The following is a 15,115-nucleotide window of genomic DNA, read 5'->3' on the forward strand; positions in this document are numbered from 1 at the left end:
ACATCAGGGGCAGCCCTCGGTGGCGGGCAGCCATGAAGGACTGGCTGCGCCGCCTGCCGTGGGCGCTCAGTCGCCCAGCTCGAAGATCTGAGCCGAGCGCGGGGGCAGGGGCAGGGGATCGCCAAGCCGACCCTGGCGGCCGCTCATGACCTCGCGCCAAGGCTGGCCCGCCCTCAGCATTTCGGGGAAGCGGGCAATGTCCAGGCGGGCGTCGGCCAGGCCCTTGTGAAGCACCAGCATCAGGGTCTGCCTGCCCAACTGGCGGAACAGTACATAGACGCCCTCCCGCGGGCTGTAGTGGACCAGCCGGCCCTCGTGGATGGCAGGCTGCTGCTTGCGCCAGTTCAGCAGGCGACGCAGCCAGTCCTGGGCCTCGCGCTGTCGGGCGTCCAGGCCTTCGCCGGTGAAGGCATTGACCACGTCACCGGCCCAGCCGCCGGGGAAGTCGCCGCGCACGGCGCCGTCGTCGCGCTCCCGCGGGCTGCTCAGCAGCACCTCGGAGCCGTAGAAGAACTGCGGGATGCGCCGCGTCATGGCCAGGTAGGCGGTGGCCATCTTGTAGAGCGCCAGATCCTCGCGCAGTGCGGCGATGACGCGCGGGGTATCGTGGTTCCCCTCGAAGACCACCAGTCGCGCCGGGTCGGGGTAGACGAAGTCGTGGGCCAGGGCCTCGTAGAGCTTGGTGAAGCCACTGTCATGGCCGTCCGGTTCAGTCAGCGAGGCCAGCAGGGCGCCGTGCAGGGGGAAGTCCATCATGCTGGGCATGTGGGACTCATAGCCGTCATGGTTGCGCTTGCCACGCTGCCAGTAGGCGACCACGGCGGGGTGCGGGCTCCACTCCTCGCCGACCATGTTCAACCGGGGGTACTCCTCCAGCAGCCGGGCGCTCCAGCGCGCCAGGAAGGCCTTGTCGGAGTAGGAGTAGGTGTCGGTGCGCACGCCGCTGAGGCCGGCGTACTCGATCCACCAGAGGCTGTTCTGGATCAGGTAGTTGGCCAGCACGGGCTGGCGCTGGTTGAGGTCCGGCATATTGGGCGTGAACCAGCCGTCGCTGAAGGCCCGGCGGTCGCTCTCTGTGCCGTAGGGGTCCTGGACGGACATGCGGAAGTGGCTGGTCTCGGTGTAGCGCGGCCACTGGTTGACCCAGTCCTGCGTGGGCAGGTCCTGCATCCACCAGTGGCGGGCGCCGATGTGGTTGAGCACGATGTCCTGGATCACGCCCAGGCCGCGCTCGCGGGCCTCGGCGACGAAGTTGCGGAAGTCCTCGTTGCTGCCGAAGCGGGGATCGACGCGGTAGAGGTCCGTGCTGGCATAGCCGTGGTAGCTGTACTCGCGGCTGTTGTTCTCGGTCAGGGGCGTGGGCCAGATCTGGGTGAAGCCCATGGCGGCCACGTAGTCCAGATGCTGGCGCATGCCCGCGAGGTTGCCGCCGTGGCGGCCGCCGGGCAGGCTGCGGCGCTCGCCTTCCTCCATGCCCGCTGCATCCGGCGCAGGCAGGCCCTTGGCGAAGCGGTCGGGCACGACGAGGTAGATGGCGTCCCTGGGGCCGAAGCCCTCGCGATGGGCAGAGCCCGGCGCCCTTGCCTGCAGCTCATAGGGCTGGCGGAGCACCAGACGCTCGCCCTCGCTCAGCTCGATGTACAGGGTGCCAGGTCTTGCCAGCGGGCCAATCTCCAGGTCCAGCACGAGGTAGTTGGGGCTCTCCAGCCCCTGCTGGCGCAGCAGGCGCACGCCGGGATGCTCGATGCGCGCCTGCAGGCGGCCTATGCCCTTGCCATGCAGCATCAGCTGCAGGCCGCCCTGCTTCATCCCTACCCACCAGGAGCGGGGCTCGATATGGTCCAGGGTCAGGTCGTGGGGCCGGTCCGGTGTCATGGCGTGTGCGCAGCTGAAAAAAGTGATGGCCAGCAAGCAGGGCAGGCGGCCGCGCAAGGCTAGGCGGGTCAGGACGGGATGCTGGGGCATGGTCGTGCCATTCTCACTGCAGGCGAAAGACGGCGAAGGACTGGGGCGGCAGCCGCAGCTGGCCCGCTCGCAGCGGCGGGCCCGGCTGCTGCCGGCCCTGCGTGACGAGCCGTGCTTGGGCGCCGCTGCGCAGCACGGGGCGAAGGCCCTGGTCCGGTTTCAGGCCGCCGGGCAGGCCGTGCCAGGCCTCGAGGCCGTAGTTGATCAGCACCAGCAAGGTCTGGCCCTCGGCGCTGCGCTGGAAGCCGATGACGCTGCCGTCCTGGAAGGCCTGCCGGTAGTCGCCGCGCCTGAGCGCGGGCTGCGCGCGCCGCAGGCCGATGAGCGCCCGGTAGTGGTTCAGCAGCGAGCCCGGATCATGGGCCTGTGCCTGCGCATTGTGCGTGGCCGCATTGGGCGAGACTGCGCGGAAGGGCCTGCCCGGCGTGAAGCCGCTGGCATCGGCGGTCCAGCTCATGGGCGCGCGCAGGGGCTCGTCACCCTGGCCTCGGATGCCGGCCATGCCGATCTCCTCGCCGTAGTAGAGGAAGGGAATGCCGGGCAGCAGCAGATAGGTCGCGGCGGCGAGCCGGTAGCGGGCTTCGTCGCCGCCCAACTGGTCCCAGATGCGGGCGCCGGCAAAGATGTCATGGTTGGCCAGCATGGTGGCCATGTTCAGTGGCGTGGTCTCGAAGTGCCTGGCCAGTGGTTCCAGGGACTGGGTCTCGCCCCGCACGGCGCCCAGGATCAGCTTTTCCAGGCCGAAGTCAAAGGCGCTGCCACAGACCGAAGGACTGGCATAGGCGGTGGGGCTGGCGGTGGCCTCGCAGACGGTGAAGCGGCCCGGGTAGCTGCGGATCAGCCGGGTGAAGTCTGCGGTGAGTGCACGGCTCTCGGCCTGGTCGTTCCAGTCCTTGGCGCTGTTCTCGATGAGATGGGGCACGGCGTCGAGCCGGAAGCCGTCCAGCCCGCGGTCCAGCCAGAAGCGCAGGCTGGCGCGGTGGTCCTCCAGCACGGCCGGGTGGCGCAGGTTGAAGTCCGGCATGTGGGGGCCGAAGGTGGCGAAGTAGCGGGCGCTGGGCTGGGCCTGTCCGGCATCGGCATACCAGGGGGTGTGGCCCCAGATGTCCCAGTCCTTCAGGTCCGCTGGGGCCGGGTCTTGCCAGACGTACCAGTCGCGAAAAGGCGACTGCGGGTTGCGCAGGCTGTCCTGGAAGTAGGGATGCTCTCGGGCGCTGTGGTTGAGGATGTAGTCCATCACCACGCCGATGCCGCGGCGGTGGGCTTGGCGCAGCAGTTCATCGAAGTCGGCCAGGGTGCCGTAGTCAGCCTCGATGTTGCGGAAGTCGGTGATGGCGTAGCCGTGGTCGTGGTCTGCACTGCGGGTGACTGGCATCAGCCAGAGACCGGTCACGCCCAGGCGCTGCAGGTAGTCCAACCGTCGGGTCAAGCCGCGCAGGTCGCCGATGCCATCGCCGTCGCTGTCCTGGTAGGCGCGGACGAACACTTCCATGAACACCCCTTGCGACCAGTCGGCAGGCGGTGTCGCGAGGCGCTGGACAGGCGGCGCCGCATGGGCGGCAAGGCTCAGGGCGCTGAGGCTGCTGCCAATGAAATTCATGTAGTTGAAATACATTTTTATGGGGCTGATACCAACTTCTCTTCAATCAAAAGCATAGGCGCAAATCAATTTCATGAAAACTCAGGTCATTCATGTATGTAGTTTTGCTACTATTTGTGAGACATTGAGCCCTCGCCAGCCTGCGGTCGTCCGTCCTTCATTGCCCTCCTGCCATGTCTGCTCGAATTTCTGGTGCTCCCGCCTGTGCCCACCTGTTCCTACGGGCCTATGCGTGCTTGCTGCTGACGCTGGCCGCGCAAGGGGCTGGCGCCCAGGTTGATGCAGGGCAGGCCCTGGCTGAGTGTGATGCGCCGGGACTGGCATCCCCTCTGCGGCCGCCGCCCTCGGATGCGCCGGACTGGCCGGCGCGTGCCCATGCGCTGGACCTCCGCCATCTTCAGTGGCCGGGGGTCAAGCAGGAAGGGGCGCTGCGCCTCGTGGCGGCCTGGGAGGGGGGGCTGCAGGCCAAGCTCGGGCAGGTGCCGCGCGGGGTGGATGCCAGCCTGTCACTGCACCGAGGGGCGGCACTGCCTGAAGTCCTGGCCCGGCGCTTTCCCCATCTGCGTCAAGGCGGCGTACTGGAGCTGCCGGCAGGGCAGACGCTGGACGAACGCTGGCTCCGCGCAGAGCTGCTGCTGGTGCGCGAAGACGCTCAGGGCCGGGTGCAGGAAGCCAGCCGCCTGCAGCTCGCGGGCGCGCTGGACGATCGCTACGCCGAGGCTGCCGAGGTCCTGGCCTATGGCCCTTTGTTCACGCCAGGGCAGCGCTCGACCCGGCTGCGCCTGTGGGCGCCGACGGCGCATCAGGTCCAGCTGTGCCTGTATCCCGGCCCCGAGTCGCCGGCTGCTCGCGTGCTGCCGCTGCACTGGGAGCCTGCCAGCGGCAGCTGGCTGCTGACGGCTGACGAGGACCTGCGCGGGCATTACTACCGCTTCCTGGTTGACGTGCTGGTGCCGGGCCAGGGACTGCTGCGCCAGCGGGTGACTGACCCCTATTCCGTGAGCCTCAATGCGGATTCCCGCCGCAGCTTTGTGGCCGATCTGGACGATGCGGCCTGGATGCCCCAGGGCTGGCAGCAGCACCGCAGGCCCGCGCCGCCGGCATCCGCGACGGACATGAGCATCTATGAGCTGCATGTGCGGGACTTCTCCTGGCATGACGCCAGCCAGCCGCCCGCGCTGCGCGGCAAGTTCGGGGCCTTCGCGCAGGCGGGGGCGCTGGGCGTGCAGCACCTGCAGCGCCTGGCCCGCGCAGGCATGACGGACCTGCACCTGCTGCCCGTCTTCGACATCGCCAGCATCCCCGAGCGTGACTGTGCACAGCCTTCGGTGCCGCCGGCCCCTCCGGACAGCCAGACCCAGCAGGCGGCCGTTACCGCGCTGGCCGCCCGCGACTGCTACAACTGGGGCTACGACCCACTGCACTACAGCGCGCCGGAAGGCAGCTATGCCAGCGAGGCCAACGCCGGCGGGCAGCGCCTGCTGGAGTTCCGCCAGATGGTGATGGCCCTGCATGGCCTGGGCCTGCGCGTGGGCATGGACGTGGTCTACAACCACACGCCGGCCTCGGGTCAGCATGTCCATTCGGTGCTGGACCGTGTGGTTCCAGGCTACTACCAGCGCCTGGATGCCCAGGGGCGGGTCGAGCGCTCGACCTGCTGCGACAACACGGCCACCGAACACCGCATGATGGCCAAGCTGATGAGTGACTCGGTGCTGCTTTGGGCGCTCAAGCATGGCATCGACTCCTTCCGTTTTGACCTGATGGGTCACCAGCCGCGGGCCGTGATGGAGGCCATTGCCAGGCGCCTGCGCCAGCAGCTGGGCCACAGCGTGCCGCTGATCGGCGAGGGCTGGGACTTCGGCGAGGTGGCCCAGGGCGCCCGCTTCGTGCAAGCCAGCCAGCGCTCGCTCAATGGCAGCGGCATCGGCACCTTCAGCGACCGGGCACGCGATGCGCTGAGGGGCGGCTCGCCGGGGGATGGCTCGCCGGCAGGCCTGGTCCGCCAGGGATGGGGCAACGGCCTGTTCAGCGCGCCCAACGGTGTGGCTGAGGCGGCCTCTGAGGCAATGCTGCAGGACGCTGCAGACCTGATCCGCGTGGGCCTGGCGGGCAGTCTTGGCAGCTATCGCATGTCGGACTGGCGCGGGGTGCCTCGGCGCCTGTCCGGGATCGCCTACGCAGACCAGCCGGCCGGCTATGCCAGCCAGCCCGCCGAGGTCGTCAACTATGCCGAGAACCACGACAACCACACCCTCTTTGACAACCATGTGCTGCGACTGCCGCGTGATGCCTCGCACGAGGAGCGAGTGCGTGCCCAGTTGCTGGCGACGGCGGTGACCGCCTACAGCCAGGGCGTGGCCTATTTCCATGCCGGCATGGAGATCCTGCGGTCCAAGTCCCTGGACCGGAACAGCTTCGACTCGGGCGACTGGTTCAATCGCCTGGACTGGAGCCTGCAGGACAACGGCTTTGCCGCTGGCCTCCCGCCGGCGCCGGACAACGTCCAAGCATGGCCGCTGTATCGCAGCCTGCTGGCCGATCCCGCGATCAAACCGCGCGCGCAGGACATCCGTCAGGCACGTGACATGTTCCTGGACCAGTTGCGCGTGCGGGCCAGCTCCCGTCTCTTTCACCTGCGCAGCGCCGCGCAGGTGCAGCAGCGCCTCAGCTTCCCGCGGCTGCCGGACGGTCAGGCACCGACACTGCTGCTGGCGCGCCTGGACGGCCGGGGCCTGCGGGGCGCTGGCTTCCGGGAACTACTGCTGGTCTTCAATGCCGGTCGGGATGAGGGGCGCTTCGCCTGGGACGACGCGCGGCTGGGCTGGCGTCTGCACCCGGTGCTGGCGCGTCCAGGGGCGGCAGATGCGGTCCTCAGGCAGCTCGCGCGGGTGGACGCCGGGCGGCGCGAGGTGAGGGTGCCGGCCTGGTCTGCGGCCGTGTTCGTGCGCTGAGGTCGTGCGCTGAAGTCGTGCGCCAGCGCCGCTCGGGCCGGTGGCAGCGGCGGGCATGAGTTCCGGCACGGCTTGCCAGCATGCAGCCAGGCGCTCATCATGGGCTGGGCTACCAGCCCTGCGAGGACCGCATCATGTCCCAGCCCCGACTGTCCGCCCCTCTGCGCCTGGCCGGCATGGCGCTGCTCCTGGGCCTGCTGCAGGCCTGCGCAACGGCGCCACGCTCGCCCCTGCCCCTGCCGCCGCTGCTGGACGAAGCCCTGGCTCCTGCCGCGGCCCTGCCGTCGCGGGAGGACCTGCTGGCGCTGTCACCCGCGATGAAAGAGTTTCTCGAACAGACCGTGCAGCCCAAGGTCCAGGCGCATGGTGTCAAGGAGGGGCTGCTGAAGGCGCTGTACCGCGATGGCCAGTTGCGGCTCCAGTACGACGCCGAGAAGACCCGTACCGCCGCCGAAACCTTTGCAGACGGCCGGGGCAACTGCCTCTCCCTGGTGCTGATGACGGCGGCCTTTGCCCAGGAGCTGCGGCTGCCGGTGTACTTCCGTTCCGTGCTGGTCGACCCGCAATGGTCGCGCAGCGACAGCCTCATCTTCCAGGCCGGGCATGTGAACCTCGGCCTGGGTACCCGGCTGCAGGAGCGTGCCTTCGCGGGCACGCTGGAGGCTCCCGTCATCGTGGACTTTCTCCCGGAGGAGGGGCCGCGGGGCAGCCGGGCGGTGGAGGTCAGTGTGGCCACCATCACGGCCATGTTCTACAACAACCGCGCAGCCGAGCTGCTCAATGCCGGCGACGTCCGCGGCGCCTACTGGTGGGCGCGAGCTGCCGTGCTTGCCGACGCGCGCTTCAGCGGCGGCTTCAACACGCTGGCGGTGCTGTATCGTCGCCTCGGGCGGCTGGACCTGGCCGAGCGCGTGCTCGCGCAACTGCTGGCACAGGAGCCGGACAACGAGGTCGCCCTGGCCAATATGGTCTTCGTGCTGCGTGAGGCCCGCCGCCCGCAGGACCTGCACCGCTATGAGGAACGGCTGGCGGCGCTGCGGCCCGAACCGCCCTTCAAGTTCTTCGACGAAGGAAGGGCCGCCATGAAGCGGCAGGAGTTCCTGGCTGCCGATGCCTTGTTTGCGCGGGAACTTGCACGGTCTGCGAACAACCACGAATTGCATTTCTGGGCGGCACTGGCCAAGCTCGCCCTGGGGCAGCAAGAGCGCGCCGCCCGGCATCTGGCACTGGCCGCGGAGACCAGCCCGACGCCCGGACAGCAGCGCATCTATGAGGCCAAACGTGAGGCCTTGCTGGCTCACCGCATGCATTGACAGGAGCACACCATGCGAACTTGCACCCTGAGCGTTTCCGAGCACCCGGCCTGGCGCCGCTGGTGCGCGTGGTGGCTGATCGCGTGCTCGGTTGGCCTGTCGGCCTGCGCACATGCGCCGCTGGAGTCCAGTACCGAGGAAGCCTCCAGCCGCCTGGGCGCCGTGCTGGCCGATGATGCCTTCGATGGCAGCACGGCGGCGCTGGCCCGGATGAAAGCCGATGAAGCCTTGCTCTTCACCGACGAGATGGAGCGATTTGCCCTGCGATCGCTGGTGAATCCGGCCGACCGAGGCAACTCGGCGCAAGTCTTGTATGGCACCTTGTTCGAGCGCGGTCGCGTGATGGTGGAATACAGCTCGGACTACACCCGCAATGCCCACGAAGCGTTCCGGGACCGGCGTGGCAACTGCCTCTCCCTGGCCCTGATGACGGCCGCCTTTGCCAAGCGTCTGGGCACAGGCGTGCGCTTTCAGCTGCTGCAGTCCTCCGAGCTCTGGAGCCGCGGTGACCAGCTGAGCTATCTGGTCAAGCATGTCAACGTCGTGCTGCTGGGGCGGCTGGGTGAGAACACCATGCTCGGTCCTTATGAACGCGGGCTCACGGTTGACTTTGTCCCACCCAACATCCGGGATCTTCGGGCGGTCAAGGAAGTGTCCGAGCAGACCATCGTGGCCATGTACCTGAGCAACCTGGCCTCCGAAGCTCTGGAGGAAAGCCGGACTGACCTGGCCTACCAGTTGATCAAGCAGTCCCTGCTCAAGGATCCGCAACTGGCGGAGGCCTACAACACGCTGGCCGTCATCCTGACGCGTCGCTCCCAGATGGCGAAAGCGGAGCAGGCCTTGCGCATCAGCGTTCGTCTGGCGCCTGATGGCCTGCCGGGCCTGACCAATCTGATCAGCCTGATGGAGCATCGGGGCGGGGCGGCTGCACACGCGGAACTGGTCGCACTCAGGGCGCACCTCAAGACCCTGCAGGCGCGGCCGCCCTTTGCAGACATGGAGGCGGGCATTCAGGCTTTCCAGGCGGGTGAACTGCAGCAAGCCCTGGCGGCCTTCTTGCGACAGCGCGATCGCACGGGCGTGGATGGGCGGCTGCAGCAGTATCTGGCTGCCACCTACACGAGGCTGGGCCGCCTGGACGAAGCGCAGGCAGCCCTGGCTCAGGGACTGAGGCTGGTCGACAACGAAGCGCTGCGCCGCCAGCTCCTGGCCAAGAAGAAAGCCTTGCTGCAGGCCTCGGCCAAGTACGACTGAGCCGCGACAGAGGGCTTCAGTGAGCCAATGGCGGCAGGCCGTGCCGCAGCCGGGCCCGCGCGCAGGCTTCGTCTCCCAGGCCCAGCGGAGCCCGCAGGCCGAATTCGCGGCAGGGCGAGGGGCGCCATTCGTAGATGCCGCAGCTGGCCTCGCGGCCCAGCTGCCCGACCAATGCCGCACAACGCGGCTGGGCGTGGTCGGTGCCGCGCATGCGGCACAGGGTGTCGGTGAGGTCCGTGCAGAGCCCGTCGGGCACGGTGCCGCCCTCGCTCTGCAGCTCCTCGCGGGCAAAGTCCACGCGGAAGCTCGCGCAGCAGGCGCCACAGCTCAGGCAGGGGTTGTCGTTGCTCATGCGCCCCAGTGTAGGGCCGCGACAGCCGGGCTCAGGCGCGCGGCAACTCGCCAGGCAAGGCTCCGCTGGCCGCCGGAGGCGGCTGGGTGGCCTTGTCCGCCTTGTCCGCCTTGTGGCCGGAGGCCGCCTCGCGGACCACGGTGACGCTGCAGTCAGACTCCGCGACCACCTGCGCAGAGACGCTGCCCAGGTAGCGCCGCAGTGCGGAGTTGCCACGGGCGCCCATCACGATGTGGTCGGCGCCGTTGCGTGCCGCGAAGTCGATGATGGCCGAGGCCGGATCCGGGGCTTCCAGCACATGGAAAGTGAGGCGTCCATCCTCCAGGCTCAGCGAGCGGCTGATGGGCCTGGCCCAGTGCTTGAGTGCGACGAGCTGCTTGACGTGCACGCTCTTGCCGTCCTTGTCCGTCAGCACGTCCATGCCGATGCGCGCGGTGCGCATCACGCTGACGCAGGCCAGGCGCGCGCCGGGCTCGGTCTGCACGATGCGGCGCACGGTCTCGCGCAGCTGTTCCAGCAGGCCGGGGGTGGCGTTCTCGATGTCCACCGCGGCCATGATGATGGGGCTGCGGGCCACCTGCTCGGCCACGCTGGGTTGCAAGGCGGGCTCGGAGCCCAGGGCGAAGAACCAGCGCTTGAGCTCCTTGATCGCGCCACTCTTGCTCATGCGTTCGGCACGGCGCGTCAGTGTGATGCCTTCCGGACGCTGCAGGTCCAGTGCGAGCTGGGCCGCGCTCTGGTAGCGGCGCTCGGCCTTGACCTCCAGGCAGTGCAGGATCACCTCCTGCATCCAGGGCGGGATGTCGGCGTTGATGGCCCGTGGCGGGACGGGTTCCACGTAGAGGCGGCGCCGCAGTCCGCGCACCGAGGAGGGCTGGCCGAAGGGGCGCTCGCCGGTGGCCAGGTGGTAGAGCATCACCCCCAGCGCGAAGAGGTCGCTGCGGGGGTCGTTGCGCACGAACTGCACCTGCTCGGGCGACATGTAGGGGCCCGTGCCCATGGGCAGGCTGAACTCCTCTTCCAGCAGATCAGGCAGATGGTCGTGGCGTGAGAGACCGAAGTCGATCAGCACTGCGCTGCCGTCCGGCCGGAACATGATGTTGCTGGGCTTGATGTCCAGGTGGACCACATGCTGGCGGTGCAGGTCCTGCAGCGCGGTGGCGACTCGGCATCCGATCTCCACCACTTCGTCCAGCGGCAGCGGCGCTTCGTCAAGCCGGGGGCGCAAGGACTGACCCTGGATGTGTTCCATCACGATGTAGGCCTGCCGGGTCCAGTCGCCGCGCGCAACGTAACGGGGTACATGCGGGCCTTTGAGTGCCGGCATGAGCATCTGCTCGACCTCGAAGCCCACGATGGTGGCCGGGTCCTCGCCGCCCTTGATGCGCGGCACTTTCATGAGGAGAGGGAAGTCTTCGCCGGGCAGCGGATCAACCCGGGTGACGCGCCACAGATTGGCCATGCCGCCCTGGTGCAGTCGCTCCTCCAGCCTGAAACCGTCCAGCACCATGCCAGGTTCCAGCGGGCCGGCCGCCGGCAAGGGCAGGGCGCCGTCGGTCTTGGCTGCGGGGCTGTCTTGTCGGGCGGCGGTCACTCGCATGGCTGGGTCCCGGGGCTGGTGGCGATGGTCATTCTCCCTGCAGCAGGCGCAGGGCGAGCCGTTCAGCGACCGCGGCGTTGAGGCCGGAATGACGGACGCGCGCGGCCGCAGCATCCACGTCGTACGGTACGCGCTGGAAGCTCAGCAGACCTGTGGCCATGTCAAACAATGCGTAGCAGGCTGCCGGGTTGCCGTCGCGCGGCTGGCCGCAGGAGCCGGGGATGACCAGCCATTGCCGGTTGGGGAGCAGGGGAATGTCCACGCCCGGCGATGGCACGAACTCGCCGGCCTTGCCTGTGCCGGACAGGTGGTAGAGCTTGGGGTCGTGCATGTGGCCGCAGAAGGTGTAGCGGCAGTGCGTGGCGTGCAGGCTGCGCATGGCTTCCAGTCTGCCCTGGATGTACTCGAAGCCATCCGGGTCGAAGGCGTTGGCATGCACGAAGAGGCAGTCGTCGCGTTCCCGATGCATGGGCAGGCCCGCCAGGAAATCCAGCTGGGATGCGTCCAGCTGTGCGCGTGTCCAGAGGATGGCGTCGCGGGCGTCCTCGCGCATGGTGGGCAGGGGGCCGGTGACGATGGCGCTGTCATGGTTGCCCATCACCGTGATGGCGCCATTCGCGGCCAGCTCGCGCACCTGGTCGACCACCCAGGCGGGATCGCCGCCATAGCCGACCAGGTCGCCCAGCAGTGCGAAATCCTGGGCACCGCTGGAGCGTGCGTGATCCATCACGGCGCTGAAGGCCTCGCGGTTGGCGTGCAGGTCAGAAATGAGAGCAAGCTTCATGTCCAGAGTGTCTCCTGGGACTCTGACGGCATGCTGATGCTTTCATGGCATGCTAGACACTCGCTGGCTGGGAGTTTTCCGGATGGTCCTTGGGCATTGCATGCGTGTGTGGGTTCTTTCCCTGGGCTGCATCGCGGCGGGGTTCGCGCAGGCGGCCTGCAGCCGTGTGATCCAGGTCCCCCTGGCGCCAGTGGGCCTCAGCGTGCTGCTGCCGCCTCAGGGGCAGGCCACGGGCGTCTACCCGGAGCTGCTGCGCCAGGTGGGCGAAGCCGATGGCTGCGTCTTCGCGATGAGCTCTGTGCCCAGGGCTAGGCAGGAGCTGATGTTCGAGACCGGCCGCAGCGACCTGTTGGTGCCGGCCTCCCGCACACCTCGGCGTGACGAGTTCGGTGACTTCGTGCCCTTGATCCAGGCCCGGGCCATGATGATCTCCCTGCGTTCGGAGCGGGTCCTGCCTACCAGCCTGCGCCAGCTTGCGCAGGCCAGTGAGCTGCGCGTGGTGCTGGTGCGCGGCTTCGACTACGGCGACGCCTACCAGGGCCTGGTGAAGGAACTGGGCCGACAGGGCCGCCTGCGCCTGGAGGTGGATCCCGTCTCCGTCGCGCGTGTGCTGGACGCCGGGGGTGGCGACCTGACCCTGATGGCACCGTCCATCCTGGTCAGTGCCTTGCATGCCGACGAGCGCGTCAGCCACCTGCTGGGGCGGGTGCGCATGGATGCTGTCGAGGAACTTGGCTGGAACGACAGCGGCGTCTATCTGTCGCGTGCTGCGCTGGGCGAGGGCGATCGGCGCCATCTGCAGGAGTCCCTGGACAAGGCCGCGCGTAGCGGCCTGGTCTGGAAGCTCTTCAAGCAGTTCTACCCTGCCGGCAGCATGGACGGAAGCCTGCGGCCCAAGTATTGAACGGGCTGCAGGCCTGGCGGTCAGCCAATCCGCCCCAGCAGCAGGTACTCCATGAGCGCCTTCTGCACGTGCATGCGATTTTCGGCTTCATCCCAGACGACGGACTGGGGCCCGTCGATCACCTCGGCCGAGACCTCCTCGCCGCGGTGCGCCGGGAGGCAGTGCATGAAGAGGGCATCGGGCTTGGCCACGGCCATCATGTCGGCGTCCACGCACCAGTCGGTGAAGGCGGCGCGGCGGGCCTCGTTCTCGGCCTCGTAGCCCATGCTGGTCCAGACATCGGTCGTGACCAGATCGGCACCCCGGCAGGCTTCCATGGGGTCGGCGAAGACCTTGTAGCAGTCGGGGCTGCTGATGCCGGCCACCTTGGGGTCGACTTCGTAGCCGCTGGGCGTACTGACATGCACGGTGAAACCCAGGATCTCCGCTGCCTGCAGCCAGGTGTTGGCCATGTTGTTGCCATCACCCACCCAGGCCACCACCCGGCCCTTGAGGCAGCCCATGTCGATGCCGCCGCGGCGGTCCATGCCGCGCGCTTCCAGGAAGGTGAAGAGGTCCGCGACGATCTGGCAGGGATGGAACTCGTTGGTCAAACCATTGATCACCGGCACACGCGAATGGGCGGCAAAACGCTCGATCTTGCTTTGCTCGAAGGTGCGGATCATCACCAGGTCAACCATGCGGCTGATGACGCGGGCGCTGTCTTCCACGGGCTCGGCGCGGCCCAGTTGGCTGTCGCCCGTGGTGAGGTGCACCACCGAGCCGCCCATCTGGTACATGCCGGCCTCGAAGCTCACCCGTGTTCGGGTGCTGGCCTTCTCGAAGATCATGGCCAGGGTGCGATCCTGCAGGGGCTGGTACTTCTCGTAGTTCTTGAAGCGGCGTTTGATGATGGAGGCGCGCTCGAACAGGTGAGCGTACTCTTCGGCGCGGAAGTCCTTGAACTGGAGGTAGTGGCGCATGAGGCTGTCCCCGGGCTTCATGCCTGGGTCTCCGAGAGGAATTGCTTGATCTGGGGCGCGAGCAGGCTCACCACCTGGGCGGCTTCCTCGCTGGACATGACGAGGGCAGGCACCAGGCGGATGACACGGTCGGCGGTGACGTTGATCATCAGGCCGGCTTCGGCGCAACGGCCCACCATCGCGCCGGCCGGGCGATCCAGTTCAATGCCCAGCATCAGGCCCTGACCGCGCACGTCCTTGACGCCAGCCACGCCAGCCAGCTCACCTGCCAGGCCGGCCTTGAGTTCGGCGCCCACCTTGGCGGCATTGGCCAGCAGGTCTTCCTCGATCATCAGGCGCAGGGTTTCCACGCCAGCGCGCATGGCCAGGGGATTGCCGCCGAAAGTCGTGCCATGGTTGCCGGGCTGCAGGACCTTGGCCGCACGTGGCCCGCAAACCACTGCCCCGACCGGCACGCCCGAACCCAGGCCCTTGGCCAGGGGCATGACGTCCGGCTTGATGCCTGCCCATTGATGGGCAAACCACTTGCCGGTGCGGCCGATACCGCACTGCACCTCGTCCAGCATCAGCAGCAGGTCCCGGCGATCGCAGACCGCGCGCAACTGCTGCAGGAACTCGATGCGCGCCGCCTGCACGCCGCCTTCGCCCTGGATGGTCTCCAGGAAGATGGCTGTGATGTTGGGGTGTGCGTCCAGGGCCTTCTCGACCGCGGCGATGTCGTTCAGCGGCACGCGGACAAAACCTGGCACCAGCGGGCCGAAGCCGGCGTGGATCTTCGGGTTGGCCGTGGCCGAGAGCGTGGCCAGGGAGCGGCCGTGGAAAGCGCCTTCAAAGACCAGGATCTCGGGATTGGTGTTGCCACGGTCGTTGCCGAACTTGCGGGCAATCTTGATCGCGGCCTCGTTGGCTTCCAGGCCCGAATTGCAGAAGAAGGCATTGGTCAGGCCCGACAGCTCCACGAGCTTGGCAGCAAGCTGCTCCTGCAGCGGCACGTGGTAGTAATTGCTGCAGTGGATCATTTTGCCGATCTGGTCCTGCAGGGCGGGGACCAGCTTGGGGTGTGCATGGCCCAAGGTGTTCACCGCGATGCCGCCCAGCGCGTCCAGGTATCGTCGCCCGTTCACGTCCCAGACCCAGACGCCCTTGCCGTGCGACAGCGCGATCGGCAGGCGGCCATAGGTATGCATCACATGCGGTTCGGACGGAACGGAAGGCGCAGAGGCGTTCATCAACTCTCCATGTCGGATGGGTGGGGTAAAGGCGTTCCCGCGTCGTGCTGTGGCAGTCCAGCTGCGTCAATCCAGCGTCAGGCCGGGAGCGGATGATTCTAAGGTTGCGTCCCGGGCAGCTGCGGGTTTTCGCCAAGAAGTGCCTGGCAAAGATGCCCCTTGGTAACTCGCTCGTGCTGCGGCGCAACACATCCA

11 protein-coding genes are annotated in these 15,115 nt (G+C 67.9%); 4 read left to right on the forward strand and 7 right to left on the reverse strand.

From position 1 onward, the window contains the following. Nucleotides 1–66: 66 nt before the first annotated feature. Nucleotides 67–1,965 carry a glycoside hydrolase family 13 protein gene (locus ACS5PK_RS07820; protein ID WP_439439675.1) on the reverse strand — a complete coding sequence of 633 codons (1,899 nt, stop codon included), beginning with the start codon at nucleotides 1,963–1,965 and terminating at the stop codon, nucleotides 67–69. Between the two features lie 13 nt (nucleotides 1,966–1,978). Next, nucleotides 1,979–3,565: an alpha-amylase family glycosyl hydrolase gene (locus ACS5PK_RS07825; protein ID WP_439439676.1), complete on the reverse strand. Its 1,587-nt coding sequence runs from the start codon at nucleotides 3,563–3,565 to the stop codon at nucleotides 1,979–1,981. Between the two features lie 173 nt (nucleotides 3,566–3,738). Between ACS5PK_RS07825 and ACS5PK_RS07830 the strand changes: the two genes are divergently transcribed. The 3 genes from ACS5PK_RS07830 to ACS5PK_RS07840 all read left to right on the forward strand — a co-directional run bounded on the left by ACS5PK_RS07830 (nucleotide 3,739) and on the right by ACS5PK_RS07840 (nucleotide 9,089). After that, nucleotides 3,739–6,519 (forward strand): alpha-1,6-glucosidase domain-containing protein, encoded by a 2,781-nt coding sequence (locus tag ACS5PK_RS07830; RefSeq protein WP_439439677.1) that lies wholly within the window; start codon nucleotides 3,739–3,741, stop codon nucleotides 6,517–6,519. A 134-nt stretch (nucleotides 6,520–6,653) separates the two neighbouring features. Further along, nucleotides 6,654–7,832 (forward strand): tetratricopeptide repeat protein, encoded by a 1,179-nt coding sequence (locus ACS5PK_RS07835; protein ID WP_439439678.1) that lies wholly within the window; start codon nucleotides 6,654–6,656, stop codon nucleotides 7,830–7,832. Between the two features lie 12 nt (nucleotides 7,833–7,844). Beyond that, complete coding sequence (locus ACS5PK_RS07840; protein ID WP_439439679.1) at nucleotides 7,845–9,089, forward strand: hypothetical protein; 1,245 nt, start codon at nucleotides 7,845–7,847, stop codon at nucleotides 9,087–9,089. Nucleotides 9,090–9,105: 16 nt separating this feature from the next. Here ACS5PK_RS07840 and ACS5PK_RS07845 read toward each other — a convergent pair whose 3' ends face one another. Genes ACS5PK_RS07845 through ACS5PK_RS07855 form a run of 3 tightly spaced genes read right to left on the reverse strand, consistent with a single transcriptional unit; the run spans nucleotide 9,106 to nucleotide 11,825 of the window. Then, nucleotides 9,106–9,441, reverse strand: coding sequence for a YkgJ family cysteine cluster protein (locus tag ACS5PK_RS07845; RefSeq protein WP_439439680.1), 336 nt, complete (start codon nucleotides 9,439–9,441; stop codon nucleotides 9,106–9,108). A gap of 31 nt (nucleotides 9,442–9,472) precedes the next feature. Beyond that, nucleotides 9,473–11,041: a serine/threonine protein kinase gene (locus ACS5PK_RS07850; RefSeq protein WP_439439681.1), complete on the reverse strand. Its 1,569-nt coding sequence runs from the start codon at nucleotides 11,039–11,041 to the stop codon at nucleotides 9,473–9,475. Between the two features lie 28 nt (nucleotides 11,042–11,069). Beyond that, nucleotides 11,070–11,825 (reverse strand): metallophosphoesterase family protein, encoded by a 756-nt coding sequence (locus tag ACS5PK_RS07855; RefSeq protein WP_439439682.1) that lies wholly within the window; start codon nucleotides 11,823–11,825, stop codon nucleotides 11,070–11,072. Nucleotides 11,826–11,931: 106 nt separating this feature from the next. On the opposite strand from ACS5PK_RS07855, the gene ACS5PK_RS07860 reads away from it, so the two are divergent. After that, nucleotides 11,932–12,729 (forward strand): hypothetical protein, encoded by a 798-nt coding sequence (locus tag ACS5PK_RS07860; protein ID WP_439439683.1) that lies wholly within the window; start codon nucleotides 11,932–11,934, stop codon nucleotides 12,727–12,729. A 20-nt stretch (nucleotides 12,730–12,749) separates the two neighbouring features. Here the strand turns inward: ACS5PK_RS07860 and argF are convergent, their stop codons facing one another. Then, the gene (argF, locus tag ACS5PK_RS07865) at nucleotides 12,750–13,712 is read right to left on the reverse strand and encodes an ornithine carbamoyltransferase (RefSeq protein WP_439439684.1); all 963 of its coding nucleotides are present in this window, start codon (nucleotides 13,710–13,712) and stop codon (nucleotides 12,750–12,752) included. After that, complete coding sequence (locus tag ACS5PK_RS07870; RefSeq protein WP_439439685.1) at nucleotides 13,709–14,920, reverse strand: aspartate aminotransferase family protein; 1,212 nt, start codon at nucleotides 14,918–14,920, stop codon at nucleotides 13,709–13,711. The genes argF and ACS5PK_RS07870 overlap by 4 nt, the downstream gene beginning before the upstream one ends. Nucleotides 14,921–15,115: the final 195 nt, after the last annotated feature.

The sequence above is a fragment of the Roseateles sp. DB2 genome, assembly GCF_051857535.1.
Taxonomy (GTDB): Bacteria; Pseudomonadota; Gammaproteobacteria; order Burkholderiales; family Burkholderiaceae_C; genus Roseateles_B.

What these genes read in the sequence shown, in the direction of transcription:
- ACS5PK_RS07850 (WP_439439681.1), bottom strand. Translation starts at nt 11,041, where the DNA reads ATGCGAGTGACCGCCGCCCGACAAGACAGCCCCGCAGCCAAGACCGAC.
- ACS5PK_RS07825 (WP_439439676.1), bottom strand. Translation starts at nt 3,565, where the DNA reads ATGAATTTCATTGGCAGCAGCCTCAGCGCCCTGAGCCTTGCCGCCCAT.
- ACS5PK_RS07845 (WP_439439680.1), bottom strand. Translation starts at nt 9,441, where the DNA reads ATGAGCAACGACAACCCCTGCCTGAGCTGTGGCGCCTGCTGCGCGAGC.
- ACS5PK_RS07835 (WP_439439678.1), top strand. Translation starts at nt 6,654, where the DNA reads ATGTCCCAGCCCCGACTGTCCGCCCCTCTGCGCCTGGCCGGCATGGCG.
- ACS5PK_RS07870 (WP_439439685.1), bottom strand. Translation starts at nt 14,920, where the DNA reads ATGAACGCCTCTGCGCCTTCCGTTCCGTCCGAACCGCATGTGATGCAT.
- ACS5PK_RS07855 (WP_439439682.1), bottom strand. Translation starts at nt 11,825, where the DNA reads ATGAAGCTTGCTCTCATTTCTGACCTGCACGCCAACCGCGAGGCCTTC.
- ACS5PK_RS07840 (WP_439439679.1), top strand. Translation starts at nt 7,845, where the DNA reads ATGCGAACTTGCACCCTGAGCGTTTCCGAGCACCCGGCCTGGCGCCGC.
- ACS5PK_RS07820 (WP_439439675.1), bottom strand. Translation starts at nt 1,965, where the DNA reads ATGCCCCAGCATCCCGTCCTGACCCGCCTAGCCTTGCGCGGCCGCCTG.
- argF (WP_439439684.1), bottom strand. Translation starts at nt 13,712, where the DNA reads ATGAAGCCCGGGGACAGCCTCATGCGCCACTACCTCCAGTTCAAGGAC.
- ACS5PK_RS07830 (WP_439439677.1), top strand. Translation starts at nt 3,739, where the DNA reads ATGTCTGCTCGAATTTCTGGTGCTCCCGCCTGTGCCCACCTGTTCCTA.